This is a genomic window from Lampropedia cohaerens, from assembly GCF_001005215.1.
Lineage (GTDB): Bacteria > Pseudomonadota > Gammaproteobacteria > Burkholderiales > Burkholderiaceae_C > Lampropedia > Lampropedia cohaerens.
Window position 1 is genome coordinate 54,827 of record NZ_LBNQ01000018.1, and the last position, 19,352, is coordinate 74,178.

The window sequence follows — 19,352 nt, forward strand, 5'->3', positions numbered from 1 at the left end:
GTTGCCATTTGCCATGACTGATCAATCTCCCGACCCATCCTTTCAACACGTCGCCAGCGCGCCTGCCACACCGCCACGCAGGCGCTGGCTGCGGCGCCTGCTGTGGCTGCTTGTCGCGCTATTGTTGGTCGTCGCAGCGGCAATCGGCGGCCTGCTCTGGTGGGCCTCCTCCAGCCAGTCACTGGCCGGCGCGCTGGCGCTGGCGCAGCGCTTGCTGCCGCAGGGGCAGACATTGCAGTACGAGGGCGTGCAGGGCTCTATCTCTGGCGGCGGCCATATCACCCGTCTGCGCTACGCGATGCCGGGCACGCAAGTCGAGGTGCAGGATTTCACGCTCGACTGGTCGCTGTCCCAGCTGTGGCACCGTGCCTTGCACGTTCGCACGTTGCAGGCCGAGCGTATTCACGTCCGGCTGACGCCACAGCCTGAAACGCCGGAACCAGAAGGCCCGCCGTTTCGCATGCCCGAGCAGCTCACGCTGCCCATCGCCGTCACGCTGCCGCTGCGCGTTGGCAGCGTCGAGATCGAGACCGTCGCGCAGGACGGCACCGCTGCCACGCAGACGATCGAGAACGTGGCGGCGCAGTACAGCTACGACCACGATTGGCATGCGCTGCAACTTGACAGTCTGCAATACCAGGACAGCCGCCTCCGGGGCCGGCTGCGGTTGCATGCGCAGCAGCTGGACGTGCAGGCCCGCGTGGGCGCGTGGCTGCGCAATCTCGCGCCGCAGGCGCCAGCCACCCTGCACGCGGTGCTGCAGGCCGACGGCTCACTGGCCGGGGGGGAGGCGGCGCAGCTGCAGGTGCGCCTGGACGCGCGTGAGCAGGCCCTCTCCACCGCAGTGCCGCAGGGAGATGACTTGCTGACGCTGCAGGAGGGCACGGCCGATGCGGCGGGCGCCCCGGCACAGCTGCAGGGACAGGCGGAACTGCACCCCTGGCGCAGCCAGCCAGTGCAGCAGGCGGAACTCGCGCTGGCGCACCTCAATGCCCAGGCCTTTGCCGCCGCTGCGCCGCACACCGACGTGAACGGCACGTTGCAGCTGCGCCCCCTGGCCGCTGCCGAGGCACAGCAGGCATGGCAGCTGCAAGCGGATGTGCGCAACGCCAGTGCGGGTCAGTGGGACGAAGGCCTGCTGCCGGTCCAGCAACTGCAGGCTGATATGGCTTACGCCCCCACGCAGCTGCGCATTGCCCAGTTGCAGCTGCTGCTGGCTGCTGCTGGCGAGCGCGAGCCTGGCCGCGTCACCCTGCGGGGGCAGGCGGACCCCCAGCAGTTGGCGCAGGCCGAGGCATCGCTGGCGCTGGAGGCGGTTGACATGCAGGCACTGATGCGCACGCTGCCGCAGACGCAGCTTGGCGGCACTGTCTCCCTGGCGCCGCTGGATGGCGGCGCGCCCGTGCCCGCGGATCTGGCGCAGGCACGCTGGGCCGTGGCCGCCGACCTCAGCAATGCCCAGCCGGGCATGCTTGACCAGCAGCGCCTGCCGGTGCGTGAATTGCTTGCCAAGGCGCAGATCACGCCCGAGCGCTGGAGCGCCGAGACGCTGCAGGCGCACATCGGCGATGGAAGCGTGACGTTGCAGGGGCATTACGCGCCGCAGACCCGTGCGCTGGAGGTGCAAGGGCTGGTGCAGGCGCTGCCGCTGGTGCAGATGCACAGTGAACTGGCGGCAGGCCAGGTACCGGACCTGGGCGGTAGCCTGACCGCCGCAGGCCAGCTCGGCAGCTCTGTGGCCTTCGACGTGGACATCGCCAGCCAGGGCGTGACGGGCAATGCCGCGGGCCGCCGACGCGGTCAGTGGGATGTACGCGCCATCCAGACCAAGGGCCAGTGGACGCCGCAGCAGTTGCAGATCGAGCGCGTGCATCTGGACGCATTCCAGGCGAGGGTCGACTCCAGTGGCGTGCGCGTGGCCCTGCCAGATGCCGCGGAGATCGAAGCTGCATGGACCGCGCAGGCACCGGGGCTGCAGATGCAGGCCGACACCCGCATGCACAAGACCGACGGCAGTGGACGGCTGGAGTTGGACATTGCTTCCGCAGAGCAGTTCGTTGCGTGGCTGCATGACCTGCCAATGGCAGCACAAATGGTACCTGCGTTGCAGGCGCAGGGCGCAACCAGCATCCGCGCCGACTGGCAGGGCGGCTGGCAACAGTGGCTCGAAGGGCTGCAGCGCCCCGCCGCACAGCCGCAGTTGCGCATGCACCTGCAGGCGCAGAGCGATGGACTGCAGCTTGTCATGCCGGCAGCCGAAGGCGCACAGGCTGGCGGCACCGCGATCGACGTACGGTCGCTGGATGTGAACCTGCAAGGCAATCTGGCTGCGGCCACGCTGGCCGCCCGGCTAGATGCCACCGCCAACGGCATTCAGGCCAACGCCCAGGCACAGGCGGCGTTGCGGCAGCAGGGTGGTAGCAGCCAGCCGCAGTGGCAGATCGCGATCGAACGCCTGGCGGGTGCGGCCACATTGCCGCAGCACGCGCAGCCGTGGCAGCTACAGGTTGATGAGGGCCTGCAGGTTACGGTGCAAACGGGCAACCGGTTGCAGCTGACGACAAGTGCAGGCCAGGCACGCCTGATGCCTCCAGCGGAAGTGGCGGCGCGAGGCGAGGCGCTGACACTGCGCTGGGAACCGCTGCGCTTTGCCCAGGCGCCAGGAGGTGCGATCACGCTGCAGACGCGTGGACAGTTGCAGGGACTGGTGCCGGCCTGGATTGACGGGCTGCTTGCCGACAATCCACCGCTGCGCAACGCAGGTGTGCGCTCCACGCTGGTGCTGGACGGCAGCTGGGATGTAGAGCTGGCCGACACCCTGCAATTGCAGGCCGTGCTGCAACGCAGCCAGGGCGATATATGGCTGACCGACGTGCAGCAACCAGCGGGCAGCACCGCCGATGGCCAGCCACCGGGCCTGGCAGCAGGCATCCGCGCAATGCAGCTGCGTGCGCAGTCGCAGGGGCAGGATGTCGAGGTCGCGCTGACCTGGGACACAGCCCGTGCCGGTGTCATCAACGGGCAGGCACGGACCACGCTGGCGCGCCAGGGCGGCAGCTGGAGCCTGCCGCCGCAGGCGCCACTGTCTGGCCGCGTCCAGGCGCAGCTGCCGGACCTGAGTCTGTGGGGGGCCCTGGCACCACCGGGCTGGCGTATCACGGGCGCACTGTCTGCCGACGTTGCACTGGCCGGCACGGTGCAGGCGCCGCAATTGCAGGGCCCCATCCGCGCCGATAGCCTCAACCTGCGTTCCGTACTGGATGGTGTTGACCTGCACGAGGGACAATTGCGCGCAGACCTGCAGGGCAATCGCCTGCTGATCGAGTCGCTGACGTTTCAGGGCGGCACTGGCAGCAACGCCTACGTGCGAGGCCTGAGTGGCAACCGCACGCCAGCGCCTACCGAGCGTGGCAGCATGACGGCCAGCGGCACCATCGACTGGAGCGGCGTGGCCAACGCCGCGCCGGGGCAGACCGGCATTGCCATGGATGTGCGCGCGCAGCTCGATGCCATGCAGGTGCTCGTGCGCAACGACCGGCAGGTCAGCATCAGCGGCGAGCTTGCCGCGGGCCTGAGCGATGGCGCGCTGCGGGTGCGTGGCAATGTGAACGTAGACCGTGCGTCGATCACGCTGCCGGAGTCCGGGGCGCCGACGCTGGGCAGCGATGTCGTGGTGGTTCGCGGCGAGACGGCGGAAAACGAGGTGCCGCTGCCACGCGGGCAGCTCACGACTGCGCAACCGATGGACATGGCCATCACCCTCAACCTGGGGCGGGACTTTGCGCTGCAGGGCTATGGCATCACCACGCGGCTGGAAGGTGAGCTCACCATCCGCAGTGCCACCAGCGGTAATGATCCGGTCAGCATCGTCGGCGAAATCCGCACGGACGAAGGGCGTTACCGGGCTTTCGGGCAGGCGCTGGATGTCGAGACCGGCCTGGTGCTGTTCAGCGGGCCGATGACCAACCCGTCGCTGAACCTGCTGGCATTGCGTCCCAACCTGCCGGACAACATCCGTGCGGGGGTACGTGTCACGGGCACCGCGCTGGCGCCACGTGTGCAGCTGTATTCAGAGCCCACGTTGCCGGAATCGGAGACGCTGTCGTGGGTGGTACTGGGGCGCGCTCCCGGCGCTGGCAGCGATGGCAATGCCATGCAGCAGGCGGCGCTGGGCTTGCTCGCAGGCAGTGTCGGCAACAGTCTTGCGCAGGGGCTGGGTTTCGACGAAGTGGGCCTGAGCGAAAGCGGTGTGTCCATCGGCAAGCGCCTGTCGGATCAGCTGTATGTGACCTATGAGGCCGGTCTTTCGGGCGCCGCCAGCACGCTGTATGTGTTCTATGACATTACGCGTCGTCTGACGGCGCGGGGCGAAACGGGCGAGCAGACGGCCGTGGACCTGATCTACACGCTGACCTACGATTGATGCGGTTTGGAATGCGGCGCGTCTGCAAAGCGCAGACTGCCGATCCGCCGTGCCAGATCTGCCGCCACCGGCAGCGGCTGCGCATGCAGCTGGGCGGTGAGGACTTCCGCGCACAGCCAGGCCAGTGTCAGGCCGCGTGCGCCCAGACCGGCCGCTACCAGCAGGGTGGGATCATTGACCAGTACCGGCCCATACACCGGCGTGCGGTCCGGGACCGTGCAGCGCACGCCGCCCCAGGTCGAGACGGGCGTCGCAAACAGCATGTCAGCCAGCGATTGGCCAGTGGCAGGCATCAGTTTCGCCAGCCTGGCGCGGTTGGCGGCCATTGCCGCGATGATGGCCGCTTCGTCCGGCGCTTCCGTGGGGGCCGCGCGTTCGAACGTGCCGCCACTGATCCACAACCGTTTGGCGTCGTGTAGGCCGCCGGTGGGCACACACACGAACGAACCTTTGCCGTTGACGGGCCGCGCGGGCAGCGGCAACGCTGCATCGGCCGGGCAATGGCCCCAGGCCACCTGGCCGCGCACCGCGTTGAGCGGCAGCGTCAGCCCATCGCAGTGGCCGGCCAGGCTGGTGCGTAGCAGCGTCAGCGCATCGAATGCGGTGGCGATGACCACCACATCTGCCTGCGCCAGCAGCAGGCCATTGTCGCCCTCAAGCTGCCATCGCCCCGATGGATGTGCACCAGCGCGTGTCACCTGCCGCACCGCGCATCCCGTCTGCAGCCGGATGGCCGGGTGGGCGAGGCAGGCCTGTACCAATGCCGCAGGCCTGAGCCAGCCGGCCAGCGTGTGCAGCACGGCGGCAGTGGCCGCTTCAGGTGGCAGCCCGCAGGCCTGAACCTCCTCCTGCAAGGCAGGGCGCGACGAGGGAGGGCCGATCTGGCGATCGGCCGCCGGCAGGCCGAGCTTTTTGCCGATGCGATGTTCCAGCACACCGCTGTCCTGCCAGTCGATGCCGTGGCGCAGCAGTTGTGAGGCAGCATGCCGCATTGCGCGCACCCCGGCGCGGCTCAGGCGCGAAAGTGGCGCATCGTCTGGCGAGATGTGCGGGGCGAACAGCCCGGCCGGCAGGGCAGATGCGCCGCTGGCCGGTTGTGGGCCGCGCTCAAGCACGGTTACGTGCCAACCATGCTCGGCCATGTTGCGTGCCATGCAGGCGCCGGCAATGCCGCTGCCGATCACCACGCAGTGGCGCTGCGGGCCGTTGCGTAACGCAGCCGGCAATGCCAGTGGAGGCCCGTCGCTGCCGGGCCTCTTGCGTACAGGCCACGCGGGCGCGTAACGTGCACGCAAATTATGTTTCTTCGGTGGCGTGCCGGGCACGCGTTCGACCTGGAAGCCGCACTGCGCCAGCGCGTCGCGCACGCTGCGCGCCACGCACCAGGTAGCCAGCTGGGTGTGGCCGGGCACGCTGCAGCGTGCCACGGCCTTGAGCGTGTCTGCGCTCCAGATGTCCGGATTCTTGGCGGGATTGAAGCCATCAAGGTAAATGCTGTCGGCCTGCCAGCCTTCGCTGCGCAGCCACTGGCGTGCATCGCCAATGGCCAGCGTCAGCAGCACGCGCCCGCCATCGAAGCGCAGCCGGTGCACGTCCTGGCGCAGGTCCAGCTCGGCATACTGTGCGGCCAGCTGCTGCGCCAGCGGCAGCAGCGCCGGGTAGCGTTGCCGGGCTGCGCTCAGCAGCGCTGACGCACTGACGGGATATGCCTCTGTGGAGATGAAGTGCAGGCACGTGCAGCGCTGCAGGTCCGCGCGCCAGGCGTGCCAGGTCACGAGAAAATTCAGCCCCAGACCAAAACCGGTCTCCAGCACGCGCCACTGCGACTGGCTCTGCCACGCCCGCGGCAGCCCGCAGCCGTTTAGAAAGCTGCTGCGCGACTGCGTCAGACCGCCGTCCTGATGGCTGTGGTAACGGTCTTCAAATCGGGGCGAGTACGGGCTGCCGTCGGCCAGCCAGTCGAGTTCGGACATGGTGCAGCGGGGAAGGTGATTCAGGCGGCTGCGTCCTGCGTATCCACATACACCCAGGCCTTGCGGCCTGACTGCAGGGGCAGGTAGACACGCCGGTAGGCCGGGCCTTCGTAGGCGTCGGCGCGCAGCAACTCTGCCTCGCTGAGGGTGTAGACCACGCCTGCAATGGGCTGGGCCTGCGGGCCCAGGTAACGCAGTATCGGGTAGCAGGTCTGACCAGTGATGGCGCAAGCCTCATCGGCGATGTCGACGTGCGCTAGTGCGTAGCCTTCGAGCACATCCGGCTGACCTTGCAGCCGGCGGCCGAACAGGTGTTGCTGGATGTCGGCACGTTGCAGCGTGCCATAGGTAAACAGGGAGTGGGTGGCGTCGGTCATGCGATGCAGTGCAGGAGTGGCCGGGGTTGCGACCAACCTGCATTGTGCCGCCAGTCATGCGCCGGCTGGAGCGCGGCGGGCAAAACCCAGCACGGCATGCAGCATCTTCTCCAGGGTTGGCTGGATCTGCGCGGCACGCTCTGGCAGGTAGTCGAAGGGCAGGCTCTCCTGCATGTAGCAGGCCTGCGTCATCTCCAGCTGTACGGCGTGGAAACCCTGGTCCGGGTGGCCGTAGTGGCGCGTGATGTGGCCTCCCTTGAAGCGGCCGTTGAGCACGCTGTCATGGCCCGGGGCCTGACGCGCGATGGCCAGCAACTGCTCGGCCAGCGCGGGCGCGCAGCTGGCGCCATCGGCGGTGCCGATGTTCAGGTCGGGCAGCTTGCCTCTGAAAAAGCGCGGCAGCACCGAGCGGATGGAATGCGCATCCCAGAGTATGGCGATGCCGTGGCGGGCCTTGATGCGATCAAGCTCCTCGCGCAGTCTGGCATGGTAGGGCTGCCAGATGGCGGTGCGCCGTGCGGCGATCTCGGCCTCATCCGGCTGGTCCTCGGCACGTGCGTAGAGCGGCGTGTCGTCGAAGCTGTCGATCGGGCACAGGCCGGTGACGCTCTGGCCGGGGTAGAGGCTGGCGCCATCCGGTGGGCGGTTGAGGTCGATCACGTAACGCGAGTGCGTCGCGATCAGGATCGAGGCATCAAGCTGCCGGGCAAAGGCATACAGCTGCGGCAGGTGCCAGTCGGTATCGGGCAGCTGGCGCGCTTCTTCCGTTAGCCGCGCCAGGATCTGCGGCGGCACGTAGGTGCCCGAATGGGGCATGGAAATCAGCAGCGGGCTGCTGCCCCGGTGGAACACATAGGCGGGTTCGGTGGTGATCGTCATGGCGTGGCAATGCGGTGTCAGTGGGTGATCGCCAGCAACTGGCGGCGCGCGTTGATGAAGGCGTGTTGCAGGTCGTCGTGCAGCGCATGGCGGCCTGCCTGCACCCGCAGGCGGCCGGCACACCAGACGTTGGCGATGGCGCTGCTGCGCTGGCTGCCAAACACATGGCCCGCGTAGGCCAGTTCGGCCGGCAGGCCCGCCAGTGCCACATGCTGCGCATCCAGCGCGACCATGTCTGCCTGCTGTCCTACTGCCAGTCCGGTGATGGAGCGCCCGCTGGCCCGCGCGCCGCCGGCGACGGCCTGCAGTGTCATCGCCGTGGCGACGTGCGGCTGCGTTGGCGTGGCCAGCACGTTGCGCTGCCGCAGCGCCAGACGCTGGCTGTACTCCAGCATCTGCAGTTCCTCGGCGGCATTGACGCAGACGTGGCTGTCCGAGCCGATGCCCCAGCGGCCGCCATGCGCCACCCACAGCGGTGCATCGAAGATGCCATCGCCCAGGTTGGCCTCGGTCATCGGGCACAGGCCAGCGACGGCGCCGCTGCGCGCGGCTGCCTCGTATTCGGCTGGCGTCATGTGCGTGGCGTGCACCAGACACCAGCGGGCATCGACGGGCATGTGCGCCAGCAGCCATTGCACCGGGCGCAGGCCGCTCCAGGCCAGGCAGTCCTCGACTTCCTGCTGCTGCTCGGCAATGTGGATGTGCACCGGCGCATCGGGCAGGAGTGCATGCAGCCCTTCGATGGCCGCGCGCAGGCTCGCAGGTGGCACGGCTCGCAGGGAATGCGGCGCCAGCCCCAGTTGCGCGCCCAGCTCTGCGGCCAGCGGTTGCAGGCCTTGCAGCAGGGCCAGCATGTTGTCGGTGCTGCGCAGAAAGCGCGCCTGATCGCTGCGGGCGGGCTGCCCGCCAAAGCCACTGGTCTGGTAGAGCACCGGCAGCAGCGTCATGCCCATGCCCACGCGTGCGGCCGCGCGAAGCAGCACCTGCGAAAGCAGCGCGTCATCGGCGTAGGGCGCGCCGTCCTGATCGTGGTGGACATAGTGGAACTCGCACACCGACGTGTACCCCGCCTGCAGCATTTCGAGGTACAGCCAGCTGGCGATGGCTTCCAGCTGTTCGGGCGTGAGGCGGTTGGCAAATCCGTACATCAGGGTGCGCCAGCTCCAGAAACTGTCCTGTGCCTGCGTGCGGTGCTCCGTCAGTCCGGCAAAGGCGCGCTGGAAGGCGTGCGAGTGCAGATTCGGCATGCCGGGAATCACCGGGCCGGTGGCACGTGGCACCTCTGGTGGGCAGGTGGCACCGGGTTCGATCTGTGTGAATTCGCCCTGGGCGTTCCAGCGCAACAGTACGTTGCGGGCCCAGCCGCCGGGCAGCAGGGCATCGGCGGCGAACAGGGCGTGGCTGGCATCGGTGCGCGTCATGCTTGCTCCTGTCCAAATGCCTGCACCAGTGCATGCACGAATGCCGCATTGTCGGTGGCTTGGCCGATGGAGACGCGCAGGCACTGGGTGTAGCCGTCTTCCTTCCACGGTTTGACGATGATGCCCTGCGCCAGCAGAGCCTGGGCGATTGGCGCAGCGGGGCGGCCCAGGTCGAGAAACAGGAAGTTCGCCACCGAGGGGGCGATGCGCAGCCCCGCCAGCGGCGCGCCGGCAGCTGCCAGTGTCTGCAGGCGCTGGGCCAGCGCCTCGCGCAGCTGTACGGTCTGCACGACGCTGCGCTGCATGTGCGGGGCATCCTGCCAGGCCGCCAGTGCGGCGTGCTGCGCGGCGCTGTTGAGGTTGAACGGGGTTCTGACCCTGTCGATCAGCGCTGCCAGTTCGGCGCTGCTGGCCAGTCCGTAGCCCACCCGCAGCCCGGCCAGCGCCCACGCCTTGGAGAAGGTGCGCAGCACCATCCACGGCCCCTTGCGCGTGGCCAGCTGCGCCAACACGTCCGGATAGCCATCGGCCAGGCGGGCGTATTCGTAATACGCCTCGTCGATGACCAGCAGGGTGGTCTCGGGCGCGGCCGCCAGCAGACGCGCCATCGCATCGGCGTCGACCATGCAGCCCACCGGATTGGACGGGTTGGGCAGAAACGCCAGCTTGGGCCCGGCGCGCAAGGCCTCGCACCAGGCAGGTACGTCAAAGCCCAGTGCGGCGGTCAGATTCAGCAGCTGCACCTTCGCGCCCATCATCTCCGGGTAAATCTGATGCAGGCCAAACACGGGCCGCTGTGTGACCACGACATCGCCAGGTTGCAGGAAGATTTCGCACAGCAGCTTGATCAGCTCCTCCGAGCCGTTGCCAAAGACCAGGCGTTCTTCGGCCATGCCGGTGCCTTCGGCCAGCGCCTGGCGCAGCTGCGTGGCGTGGGCGTCCGGATAGTCGCCCACATGGGCGGCCAGTGCGGTCAGCGCCTGCGCCACCCTGGGGCTGGGGCCGAACGGGTTTTCATTGCTGCCCAGGCGGATGGTGCGCGCCACACCGTAGCGGGCGCGCACCGCGGCATCGGACAGGCCGGCGTTGTAGACGGGAAGCGGCGCGATTTCCGGCCGCACCAGCGCGTTGAGAAGGGAGGTCATGTCAGTTGAACACCTTGCCGGGATTCATGAGATGCAGGGGATCGAGCGCCTGCTTGATGGCGCGCATGGCCGCGATTTCCTGCGGGCTGCGGCTGGCGCGCAGATAGGGTTTCTTGTGCAGGCCAATGCCGTGCTCGGCCGAGACGCTGCCGCCGAAGGCTTCCACCAGGGCGTAGACCTCGGCCTCCAGCGCCGCTTCCTCGTGGTGCACGCTGGCGCCGTCGGTGGTGATGTGCAGGTTGCCATCGCCGACGTGGCCGAAGTAGAGCGTGGCGTGGCCGGGCCAGCGCTCGTCCAGGCGCTGCTGGCATTGCGCGGCAAACCGGCCAATCTCCGGCAGCGGCAGGCTGACGTCGAAGTTGATGGGCGGATGCAGCTGCGTGGGAAACTCCGCCGGCGCCTCACGCATGCGCCAGAGCTGGCGTGCCTGCGCTTGCGACTGCGCCAGCACGGCATCCGCAACTTCCTGCGCCTCAAGGGCCAGTGCCAGCTGCTCCTGCACCGCTTCCTGCAGCGGGGCGTCGGCATCGCCTTCAATGTCGATCAGCGCCAGCAGCGGGTACGTCTGTGCGAAAGGGGAGGCGCCACCCTGCCAGCGCAGTGCGCAGGTGACAAAGCGCTCCCACATCAACTCGAACGCCGCCACCCGGGCGGGAAACGCCCCTTGCAACCGCTGCAGCAGCGCCAGTGCCTGCTCGAAGGCGGAAAATGCCGCCAGCAGGGTGGTGCGCGCCGCCGGCCGCGGATGCAGGCGCAGCAGTACGCGCGTGATCAGCCCCAGTGTGCCTTCGGCACCGATGAAGAAGTGCTTGAGGTCGTAGCCGGTGTTGTTCTTGAGCATGGGCCGCAGCATCGGCAGCACGGTGCCATCGGCCAGCACGACCTCCAGGCCCAGCACCTGCTCGCGCATCATGCCGAACTGCAGCACGCCATTGCCGCCGGCATTGGTGGCGACGTTGCCGCCGATCTGGCAGCTGCCGCGCGCGCCCAGATCGACGCCAAAGCGCAGGCCGGCCTGTTCGGCGGCCTGCTGGATGGACTGCAGCGTCGCGCCCGCCTGTGCCTGCAGCGTGCCGCTGCGCGGATCGACGGCTTCGATGGCGGCCATGCGCTGCAGGGACAGGGCAATGCCCCCTGCATGCGGCACGGCAGCGCCGGCCAGCCCGGTCAGACCGCCCTGCGGCACGACCGGAATGTGGTGCGCATGGCACAGCCGCAGCACCGCGCAGGCCTCGTCGATGCTGGCAGGGCGCACCAGCGCCAGCGGCCGGACCGGGGGCGTGCCGCTCCAGTCGCTCTGGCAGGCTGCGGGGATGGACTCGCCACGCAGCACGGCATCGGCGCCGACGGCGCCCTGCAAGGCAGCAAGGAAATCGGTGTGGGTGTTCATGCAACATGCTCCGATACAGGTCGCGCGGTACGCGCGATGCGGCCCTGCCGCACGATGGTGCAGTCAGGCTTGCAGCCAAACCAGTAGGCGAGTTCGGCCACTTCCTGCACCGGCCAGAGGACGAAGTTGGCAGGCCGGCCGCGCGCGATCAGGCCGTGGCTGTGCTGCAGCCCCAATGCCTGCGCGGCGTGGCAGGTGATGCCCGCCAGCGCCTCGGGCACGGTCAGGCGAAACAGCGTGCAGGCCATGTTGGCCATCAGCAGCAGGCTGAGCGCGGGCGAGGTGCCGGGATTGTGGTCGGTGGAGACGGCCATCGGCACGCCCGCTGCGCGCAGCGCCTCGATGGGCGGCACCTGCGTATCACGCAGCGTGTAGAAGGCGCCGGGCAGCAGCACCGCGACGGTGCCGGCTGCGCGCATCGCCGCAATGCCGGTGGCGGAAAGATGCTCTATGTGGTCGCACGAGAGTGCGCCATAGCGCGCGGCCAGTGCCGCGCCTTCCATGTTGGAGAGCTGCTCGGCATGGAGCTTGACGGGCAGGCCCAGCCGGGTGGCGGCCTCGAAAACCCGTTCTGTCTCGGCCAGCGAAAAGGCAATGCGCTCGCAAAATACATCCACGGCGTCGATCAGGCCCTCGTTGGCCAGCGCCGGCAGCATCTGCTGGCACACCAGGTCGATGTAGGCGCTGCTCTGGCCGGCGTATCCGGCCGGCAGTGCATGCGCTCCCAGAAAGGTCGTGCGTACCGTGACGCCGCCCAGCGTGGCCAGCCTGCGGGCGGCGCGCAGCTGCTTGCGCTCGTGCGCCAGTGCCAGGCCGTAGCCGGACTTGATCTCGATGGCGCAGACGCCCTCGTCCAGCAGCTGTTGCAGGCGCGGCAGGGCCAGTTCCACCAGTGCGTCCTCGCTGGCGGCGCGCGTGGCGCTGACGCTGGAGACGATGCCACCGCCGGCACGGGCGACTTCCTCATAGCTGGCGCCGGCCAGCCGCATGGCGAACTCCCCCGCACGGTGGCCGCCGTAGACGAGGTGGGTGTGGCAGTCGATCAACCCGGGGGTAGCCAGCATGCCTTGCCCGTCGTGGGTGGGCAGTGCGGCCAAGCGTTCGGGCAGTTGCGCCTCGGCGCCGACCCAGGCAATCTGGCCGTCGACGACGGCGATGCAGGCTCGCGCACCGGGGGCCACGGGCTGCGCGGTCTGCGCCAGATCGGCAGCCAGGCGCAGGTTGCGCCAGCAACCATCGGCGCTGGGCAGGGTGGAAAGGGAGGGTAGGGTCATCGTGGTGGGGCTCCATCGGAATTGGAACGCTGGCGCGCATTGTCCGCCGCTGGCACAAGCACCACCCAGACCAGCCGGGCAGGCGCTGCCATCGGGGTCACGGTCAGCGCGTGGTCGAGGGCATGCCACCACAGGCCCTGATGGCGCTGCAGGGGCCGCCCGCCATCAGGCTGCCAGCTGCCCTCCATGGCCATGCACAGGCCGGTGCTGCCAGCCGGTGCGGTGCAGGCCTGCGCCGCCACCTCGACGCTGGCGCGCCACTGGTCCCGGCGCACCATGACGTTGAAGTCGCGGCAGGCACCTTCCAGCAGCGTGCACTGCAGCGGCGCATCGCCTGCAAAGGCAAAGGGCGCGCCGCGCGGCTCCAGTCGGTGGTCGATGCCCCATTGCGGACTGCACAGGCGCATGCCCGCACCTTCCAGCAGCAGGATGTGGCGGTCCATGCCGCTGAAGGCGGAAAACGGCCCATCGCGGACGACATCGGCCACGCTGATGCGAAAGCCGAAGTTCTCCATGGCACTGCCTGGCGGCCAGCAGACGATCTCGCGGGTCTGGCCGCCGCCGTTCTTCCAGGCACTGGGCGCAAGCGCCGCAAGGTTGAACGGCTGGCACACGGCGGGCCCGCGGTGTGGGCGGGGCTGCGTCATGGCAACATCGGCAGCTTCAGGCCCATTTCGCGGGCCTTGGCCTGCGCGGATGCATAGCCAGCGTCGGCATGGCGCATCACGCCGGTGGCGGGGTCGTTCCACAGCACGCGCGAGAGGCGTGCAGCGGCTTCATCGGTGCCGTCGGCCACGATCACCACGCCGGCGTGCTGCGAGTAGCCCATGCCGACGCCACCGCCATGGTGCAGGCTGACCCAGGTGGCGCCGCCTGCGGTGTTGAGCAGGGCGTTGAGCAGCGGCCAGTCGGAGACGGCATCGGTGCCGTCCAGCATCGCCTCGGTCTCGCGGTTGGGGCTGGCCACCGAGCCGGTGTCCAGGTGGTCACGGCCGATCACGATGGGCGCCTTGAGCTCGCCGCGGCGGACCATTTCGTTGAAGGCCAGACCCGCCTTGTCGCGCTCGCCCAGGCCCAGCCAACAGATGCGCGCTGGCAGCCCCTGGAAGGCGATGCGCTCGCGCGCCATGTCGAGCCAGCGCACCATGTGGGTGTTCTCGGGAAAGAGCTCCTTGAGCTTGGCGTCGGTCTTGTAGATGTCCTCGGGGTCGCCCGACAGCGCCACCCAGCGAAACGGCCCCTTGCCCTCGCAGAACAGCGGGCGGATGTAGGCGGGCACGAAGCCGGGAAAGTCGAAGGCATTCGCCACGCCCTGGTCGAATGCGACCTGGCGGATGTTGTTGCCGTAGTCCACGGTGGGAACGCCCATGGCGTGGAACTCCAGCATGGCCCGCACATGCGCGGCGCAGCTTTCGGCTGCGGCCTGCTTCAGGCGCGCATGCTGGGCGGGGTCGGCCGCCGCCGCGCGCCATTGCGCGACAGTCCAGCCCACCGGCAGGTAGCCGTTGATGAGATCGTGCGCGGAGGTCTGGTCGGTGACGATGTCGGGCCGGAGGCCGCCCGCCCTGGCGCGGCGCGCCAGCTCGGGCAGGATCTCGGCGGCATTGCCCAGCAGGGCGATGGAGACGGCCTCCTTGCGTTGCGTGTGGTGCTGCAGCAGCGCCAGCGCATCGTCCAAATCCCTGGCCTGCTTGTCCACGTAGCGGGTGCGCAGGCGAAAGTCGATCGAGCTTTGCTGGCATTCGATGGCCAGCACGCAGGCCCCGGCCAGGACGCCGGCCAGCGGCTGTGCGCCGCCCATGCCGCCCAGGCCCGCCGTCAGAATCCATTTGCCGCGCAGGTCGTTGCCGTAATGCTGGCGGCCGGCTTCGACGAAGGTCTCGAAGGTGCCCTGCACGATGCCCTGCGCGCCGATGTAAATCCAGCTGCCGGCGGTCATCTGCCCGTACATGAACAGGCCTTTGCGGTCCAGCTCGTTGAAGTGTTCCCAGGTAGCCCACTTGGGCACGAGGTTGGAGTTGGCGATCAGCACGCGCGGGGCGTTCTCGTGCGTCCTGAACACGCCGACGGGCTTGCCCGACTGCACCAGCAGGGATTCGTCGGGTTTGAGTGTGCGCAGGCTTTCGAGAATCTGGTCGTAGCACTGCCAGTTGCGCGCGGCGCGGCCAATGCCGCCGTAGACCACCAGGTCCTGCGGCCGTTCGGCCACGTCCGGATCGAGGTTGTTCTGGAGCATGCGGTAGGCCGCCTCGATCAGCCAGTTCTTGCAGTGCAGCGTGGTGCCAGTGGGGGCGTGGATGACGCGGCTGGGATCGTGCCGGAGGTCTTGGTTGACGGTGGGGTCCTTGGCATTCATGGTATTTCTCCTGGGAAAAGGGGCAGAGGGCTTCAGGCGCGCGGCGTTCACGCTGCGTGGCTGGGCAGGTGGCGGGCGATGGCTGCGGGCCAGTCGCCCTGCAGCGCCCACTGCTGCATGGCCTCGATGTCCGGAGCGAGGTAGCGGTCCTGCTCCAGATAGGGCACGCGGCTGCGAATCAGTGCGTACTGCTGTTCGATGAGGGGCGAGCTCTTGAGGCTGCGGTCGAAATCCATGCCTTGCGCGGCCGCCATGGCCTCGATGCCGACGATGACGGCCGTGTTGCGTGCCATGCCTGCCAGGCGGCGCGCGCCATAGGTGGCCATGGAAACGTGGTCCTCCTGATTGGCCGAGGTGGGCAGGCTGGTGACACTGCTGGGATGGGCCAGGCACTGGTTTTCCGCAGCCAGTGCGGCAGCCGTGACCTGGGCGATCATGAAGCCGGAATTGACGCCGCTGTCGCGCACCAGAAAGGCGGGCAGGCGCGACAGGCTGGTATCCAGCAGCAGCGCCAGACGGCGCTCCGAGATGGCGCCGATCTCGGCCACGGCCAGAGCGATGATGTCGGCGGCGAAGGCCACCGGCTCGGCGTGGAAGTTGCCGCCGGAGATCACGTCGCCGTTGTCGAACACCAGCGGATTGTCGGAGGCGGCGTTGGCTTCGATGCACAGCACCCGCGCGGCGTGCTGGAGGTTGTCCAGGCAGGCGCCCATGACCTGCGGCACGCAGCGGATGGAATAGGGGTCCTGCACCCGGCCGCAGTCGGGGTGGGAGGGATCGATCTCGCTGCCGTCGAGCAGCGCGCGCACGGCCTGGGCCACGGCGATCTGGCCGGCCTGGCCGCGCGCGGCATGGATGCGGGCATCGAATGGCTTGACCGACCCCTTGATGGCTTCGAGCGTCAGGCAGCCGGCGATCAGCCCGGCGGCGAACACGCTCTCGGCCTGGAACAGCCCGGCCAGCGCCAGTGCGGTCGAGACCTGGGTGCCATTGAGCAGGGCCAGCCCTTCCTTGGGCTCCAGCACGAACGGCGACAGGCCTACAGTAGCCAGGGCCTCGCGCCCGGAGACGAGCTGGCCATTGACCTTGGCCTGGCCTTCGCCGATCAGCACACAGGCCAGATGTGCCAGCGGAGCCAAGTCGCCCGAAGCCCCGACCGAGCCTTGCGATGGGATGTGCGGCACGACATCGGCATTGGCCAGCGCCAGCAACGCCTGCGCCAGCGCCGGGCGGGCGCCGGAGTGGCCGCGCGCCAGACTGATGGCCTTGGTGGCCAGCACCAGCCGCACGACCGCGTCGGGCAGCGGCTCGCCGGTGCCGACGGCGTGCGAGAGCACCAGATTGCGCTGCAGGTCGGTCAGCCGCTCGGGCGCGATTTTGGTCGAGGCGAGCTTGCCAAAGCCGGTGTTGATGCCGTAGACGACCTGGTCCTGCGCCACGATGGTCTGCACGTGCTGCAGTGCGGCCTCCATGTCCGCGACGGCGCTGGGAGGCAACGCCAGCTGCGCGCCGCCTTGCCAGATGCGGCGCAGCTGCGCGAGGCTGACGTGACCGGGTTCAAGCACAAGGGGGACGGCAGGAGCAGGGGAGGATGGCGGATTCATGTCTATGCCTGTCTATACATGTGAAACGGGTGGAAGGGGTTGCCGTGGCGGTGTGTGCCTTAACTGCTCTGCGCCGCACCGTCTGTGCGGAAGCGGCAGCCGAGCCGATAGCGCATGCCAGGGTGCATGCAGTGCACCCAGGTGACAGGCACATCGCGCTGCCAGGTGCGGCGCGTGAGCAGCAGGCACGGCTGGTCGGCCTGCATCTGCAGCCACTGCGCCTGCTGCGCCGTGGGCAGCACGGCATCGACGACGTGTTCCATCTGGTCGAACGGAACGTTGCGTACCAGGTAGTCCGAGGGCTGCACGCAGGAGAAATCCTGCTCCATGAAATGGGGCACGACCTTGGGATTGACGTAGCGGTCCTCCAGTTGCACGGGCACGTCGTTTTCGTAGTGCACGCCGATCAGGTGAAAGACCGAGCTGCCGATCATGGTCTGCAGCGCCGCAGCCACCTCGGCGGAAGCCGACTCGCGCCGCACCTGCAGCAGGGCGAAGCGGTGGTCATGGCCGCGCTGGCGGATTTCCTCGGCGATGTTGGCGATCTGCAGCAGCGTCGATTGCGGCTTTTCTTCTGCGACGAAGGAGCCCACGCCCGCAACGCGCACGATCAGGCCCTGCTCGGCCAGCTCGCGCAGTGCGCGGTTGGCGGTCATGCGAGCAACGCCAAACAAAGTCACCAGCTCCTGCTCCGATGGCACGCGCGCGCCCGGCGGCAATGCCCCGCTGGCAATCCTGTGCACCACGTAGTTCTTGACACGCTGGTACAGCGCCAGCGGCCGCTCGTGCGGCTTGGCAGGCGGATGCGGCGCGGGGGCAGCGTGCAGGGAGTCGAGCATGGTGGCGTTGTGAATGGACCTTCAGTGCGCGGCGGCAGCCAGTGCCTCGGCGCGGATTTCCTCGGTCAAGCGCGCCTTGAGCGCCATGAATTCCGGCGAGGTCTTGACCGTGTAATGGCGCGGGTGGGGCAGCTCGACGGCGATGTCGGACTTGATGCGGCCGGGGCGGGCGCTGAAGACCGCGACGCGGTTGGCCATGAAGATGGCCTCGTCGATGTCGTGCGTGACGAACAGCACGGTCTTGCGCTCGGCCTCCCAGATGCCCAGCAGCAATTCCTGCATCAGCACGCGCGTCTGGTTGTCCAGCGCGCCAAAGGGCTCGTCCATCAGCAGGATCTTGGGATCATTGGCCAGCGCGCGCGCGATCGCGGTGCGCTGCTGCATGCCGCCCGAGAGTTGCTTGGGGTAATGCTGCTCGAAGCCGCGCAGCCCGACCTTGGCGATGAAGTAGTCGCTGCGCTCCTTTTGCTGCGCCGGTGGCATGCCTCGCTCGCGCAGGCCAAAGCGGATGTTCTGCTCGATCGTCAGCCATGGAAACAGGGTGTAGCTCTGGAACACCATGCCACGGTCGGCACCGGGGCCCTGCACCGCCTGGCCTTCCAGCAGCACCTGCCCGCTGGAGGGAAAGTCCAGCCCGGCCACGATGCGCAGCATGGTCGACTTGCCGCAGCCAGAAGGCCCGAGAATGGTGACGAAGTCGTTTTCCTGCACCTCGAAATCCACCGGCAACAGGGCCTGGGTAGCAAGTCCCTTGGGGCTGATGAAGGTGCGCGAGACGCCTTGGATGGACAGCAGGCTCATTACAGGGCACTCCAGGCAAACAGACGGTGGTTGATGGTCTTGAAGAGAAAGTCGGAGAACAGGCCGATGATGCCGATCACGATGATGCCGAAGATGATCTGCCCGGTGTTGAGCAGCGCCTGGCTGTCGGTGATCATGTGGCCGATACCGGAGGAGGCACCGATCAGCTCGGCGACGATGACGTAGGTCCAGGCCCAGCCCAGCACCAGCCGCAGGCTCTCGGCGATACCGGGCGCTGCCCCGGGAATGAGCACGCGCCGCACGATGCCGGTGTTGCCAGCGCCCAGCGTGTAGGCGGCCTCGACCAGATCCCGGCGGGCGCCGCCCACCGTGACGGCGACCATCAGCGTGATCTGGAACACCGAGCCAATGAAGATCACCAGCAGCTTCTGCAGCTCGCCCACGCCGGCCCACAGAATCAGCAGGGGGATGAAGGCGGAGGCGGGCAGATAGCGGCAGAACGACACGAAGGGCTCGCAGAAGGCCTCCACCGGCTTCCACGCGCCCATGGCGATGCCCAGTGGCACTGCAACGGCGGCGGCCAGCACGAAGCCGCCCATCACGCGCCAGACCGTCATGGCCACATCATGCGCAAAACCGTACTCGGTAAACAGCAGCACGCCCTCGCGCAGCATCGTGATGGGACTGGCCAGAAAGGTCGGCGAAACGAAACCGCCCAGCGTGGCCAGCGCCCAGACCGCAACGAATAGCACGAAAAATGCCGTGCCCAACAGCCATTTGAGCTGCGGCCTGACAGGCTCCAGCGGCACCATCAGGCGGCGTCGGGTGCGAGCGGGGGCAGCAGCGGGAGGGGACTGGACGGGCATGTCTTTGCGTGTTGCAGCGAGAAGGGAAGTGGGCGCTGAGGTG

At 68.3% G+C, this 19,352-nt stretch carries 14 protein-coding genes; 1 reads left to right on the forward strand and 13 read right to left on the reverse strand.

What is annotated here, in order from left to right; all coding sequences use genetic code 11:
- Positions 1-13 precede the first annotated feature (13 nt).
- Positions 14-4,423, forward strand: a complete 4,410-nt coding sequence (locus AAV94_RS04300; RefSeq protein ID WP_046741101.1) for a translocation/assembly module TamB domain-containing protein — start codon at positions 14-16, stop codon at positions 4,421-4,423.
- Here AAV94_RS04300 and mnmD read toward each other — a convergent pair.
- The 13 genes from mnmD to AAV94_RS04365 are packed head-to-tail and all read right to left on the reverse strand — an operon-like array spanning position 4,414 to position 19,309.
- Positions 4,414-6,396, reverse strand: a complete 1,983-nt coding sequence (gene mnmD / locus AAV94_RS04305) for a tRNA (5-methylaminomethyl-2-thiouridine)(34)-methyltransferase MnmD (protein ID WP_046741102.1) — start codon at positions 6,394-6,396, stop codon at positions 4,414-4,416. The two genes, AAV94_RS04300 and mnmD, sit on opposite strands and share 10 nt — an antisense overlap.
- A gap of 20 nt (positions 6,397-6,416) precedes the next feature.
- Positions 6,417-6,773, reverse strand: coding sequence for a gamma-glutamylcyclotransferase family protein (locus AAV94_RS04310; protein WP_046741103.1), 357 nt, complete (start codon positions 6,771-6,773; stop codon positions 6,417-6,419).
- Between the two features lie 54 nt (positions 6,774-6,827).
- Positions 6,828-7,652 carry an N-formylglutamate deformylase gene (hutG, locus tag AAV94_RS04315; RefSeq protein WP_046741104.1) on the reverse strand — a complete coding sequence of 275 codons (825 nt, stop codon included), beginning with the start codon at positions 7,650-7,652 and terminating at the stop codon, positions 6,828-6,830.
- A gap of 17 nt (positions 7,653-7,669) precedes the next feature.
- On the reverse strand, positions 7,670-9,073 hold the full coding sequence (locus AAV94_RS04320; protein WP_046741105.1) for a formimidoylglutamate deiminase: 1,404 nt from the start codon (positions 9,071-9,073) through the stop codon (positions 7,670-7,672).
- Positions 9,070-10,218, reverse strand: coding sequence for a histidinol-phosphate transaminase (locus AAV94_RS04325; protein ID WP_046741106.1), 1,149 nt, complete (start codon positions 10,216-10,218; stop codon positions 9,070-9,072). Before AAV94_RS04325 ends, AAV94_RS04320 begins: the two co-directional genes overlap by 4 nt.
- 1 nt (position 10,219) lies before the next feature.
- Positions 10,220-11,608, reverse strand: a complete 1,389-nt coding sequence (locus tag AAV94_RS04330) for an FAD-binding oxidoreductase (protein WP_046741107.1) — start codon at positions 11,606-11,608, stop codon at positions 10,220-10,222.
- On the reverse strand, positions 11,605-12,882 hold the full coding sequence (gene hutI / locus AAV94_RS04335) for an imidazolonepropionase (protein WP_046741108.1): 1,278 nt from the start codon (positions 12,880-12,882) through the stop codon (positions 11,605-11,607). The genes AAV94_RS04330 and hutI overlap by 4 nt, the downstream gene beginning before the upstream one ends.
- On the reverse strand, positions 12,879-13,529 hold the full coding sequence (locus AAV94_RS04340) for a HutD/Ves family protein (protein ID WP_046741109.1): 651 nt from the start codon (positions 13,527-13,529) through the stop codon (positions 12,879-12,881). The genes hutI and AAV94_RS04340 overlap by 4 nt, the downstream gene beginning before the upstream one ends.
- Positions 13,526-15,238: a urocanate hydratase gene (gene hutU / locus AAV94_RS04345; protein ID WP_046741110.1), complete on the reverse strand. Its 1,713-nt coding sequence runs from the start codon at positions 15,236-15,238 to the stop codon at positions 13,526-13,528. The genes AAV94_RS04340 and hutU overlap by 4 nt, the downstream gene beginning before the upstream one ends.
- A gap of 47 nt (positions 15,239-15,285) precedes the next feature.
- Positions 15,286-16,842, reverse strand: a complete 1,557-nt coding sequence (gene hutH / locus AAV94_RS04350) for a histidine ammonia-lyase (RefSeq protein WP_046741111.1) — start codon at positions 16,840-16,842, stop codon at positions 15,286-15,288.
- Positions 16,843-16,901: 59 nt separating this feature from the next.
- Positions 16,902-17,681 (reverse strand): histidine utilization repressor, encoded by a 780-nt coding sequence (gene hutC / locus AAV94_RS04355; RefSeq protein ID WP_197408004.1) that lies wholly within the window; start codon positions 17,679-17,681, stop codon positions 16,902-16,904.
- A 21-nt stretch (positions 17,682-17,702) separates the two neighbouring features.
- A complete protein-coding gene (locus tag AAV94_RS04360; RefSeq protein ID WP_046741112.1) occupies positions 17,703-18,482 on the reverse strand; it encodes an ABC transporter ATP-binding protein in 780 nt (259 codons plus the stop codon).
- Positions 18,482-19,309, reverse strand: a complete 828-nt coding sequence (locus tag AAV94_RS04365) for an ABC transporter permease (protein ID WP_046741113.1) — start codon at positions 19,307-19,309, stop codon at positions 18,482-18,484. The genes AAV94_RS04360 and AAV94_RS04365 overlap by 1 nt, the downstream gene beginning before the upstream one ends.
- Between the last annotated feature and the right edge of the window lie 43 nt (positions 19,310-19,352).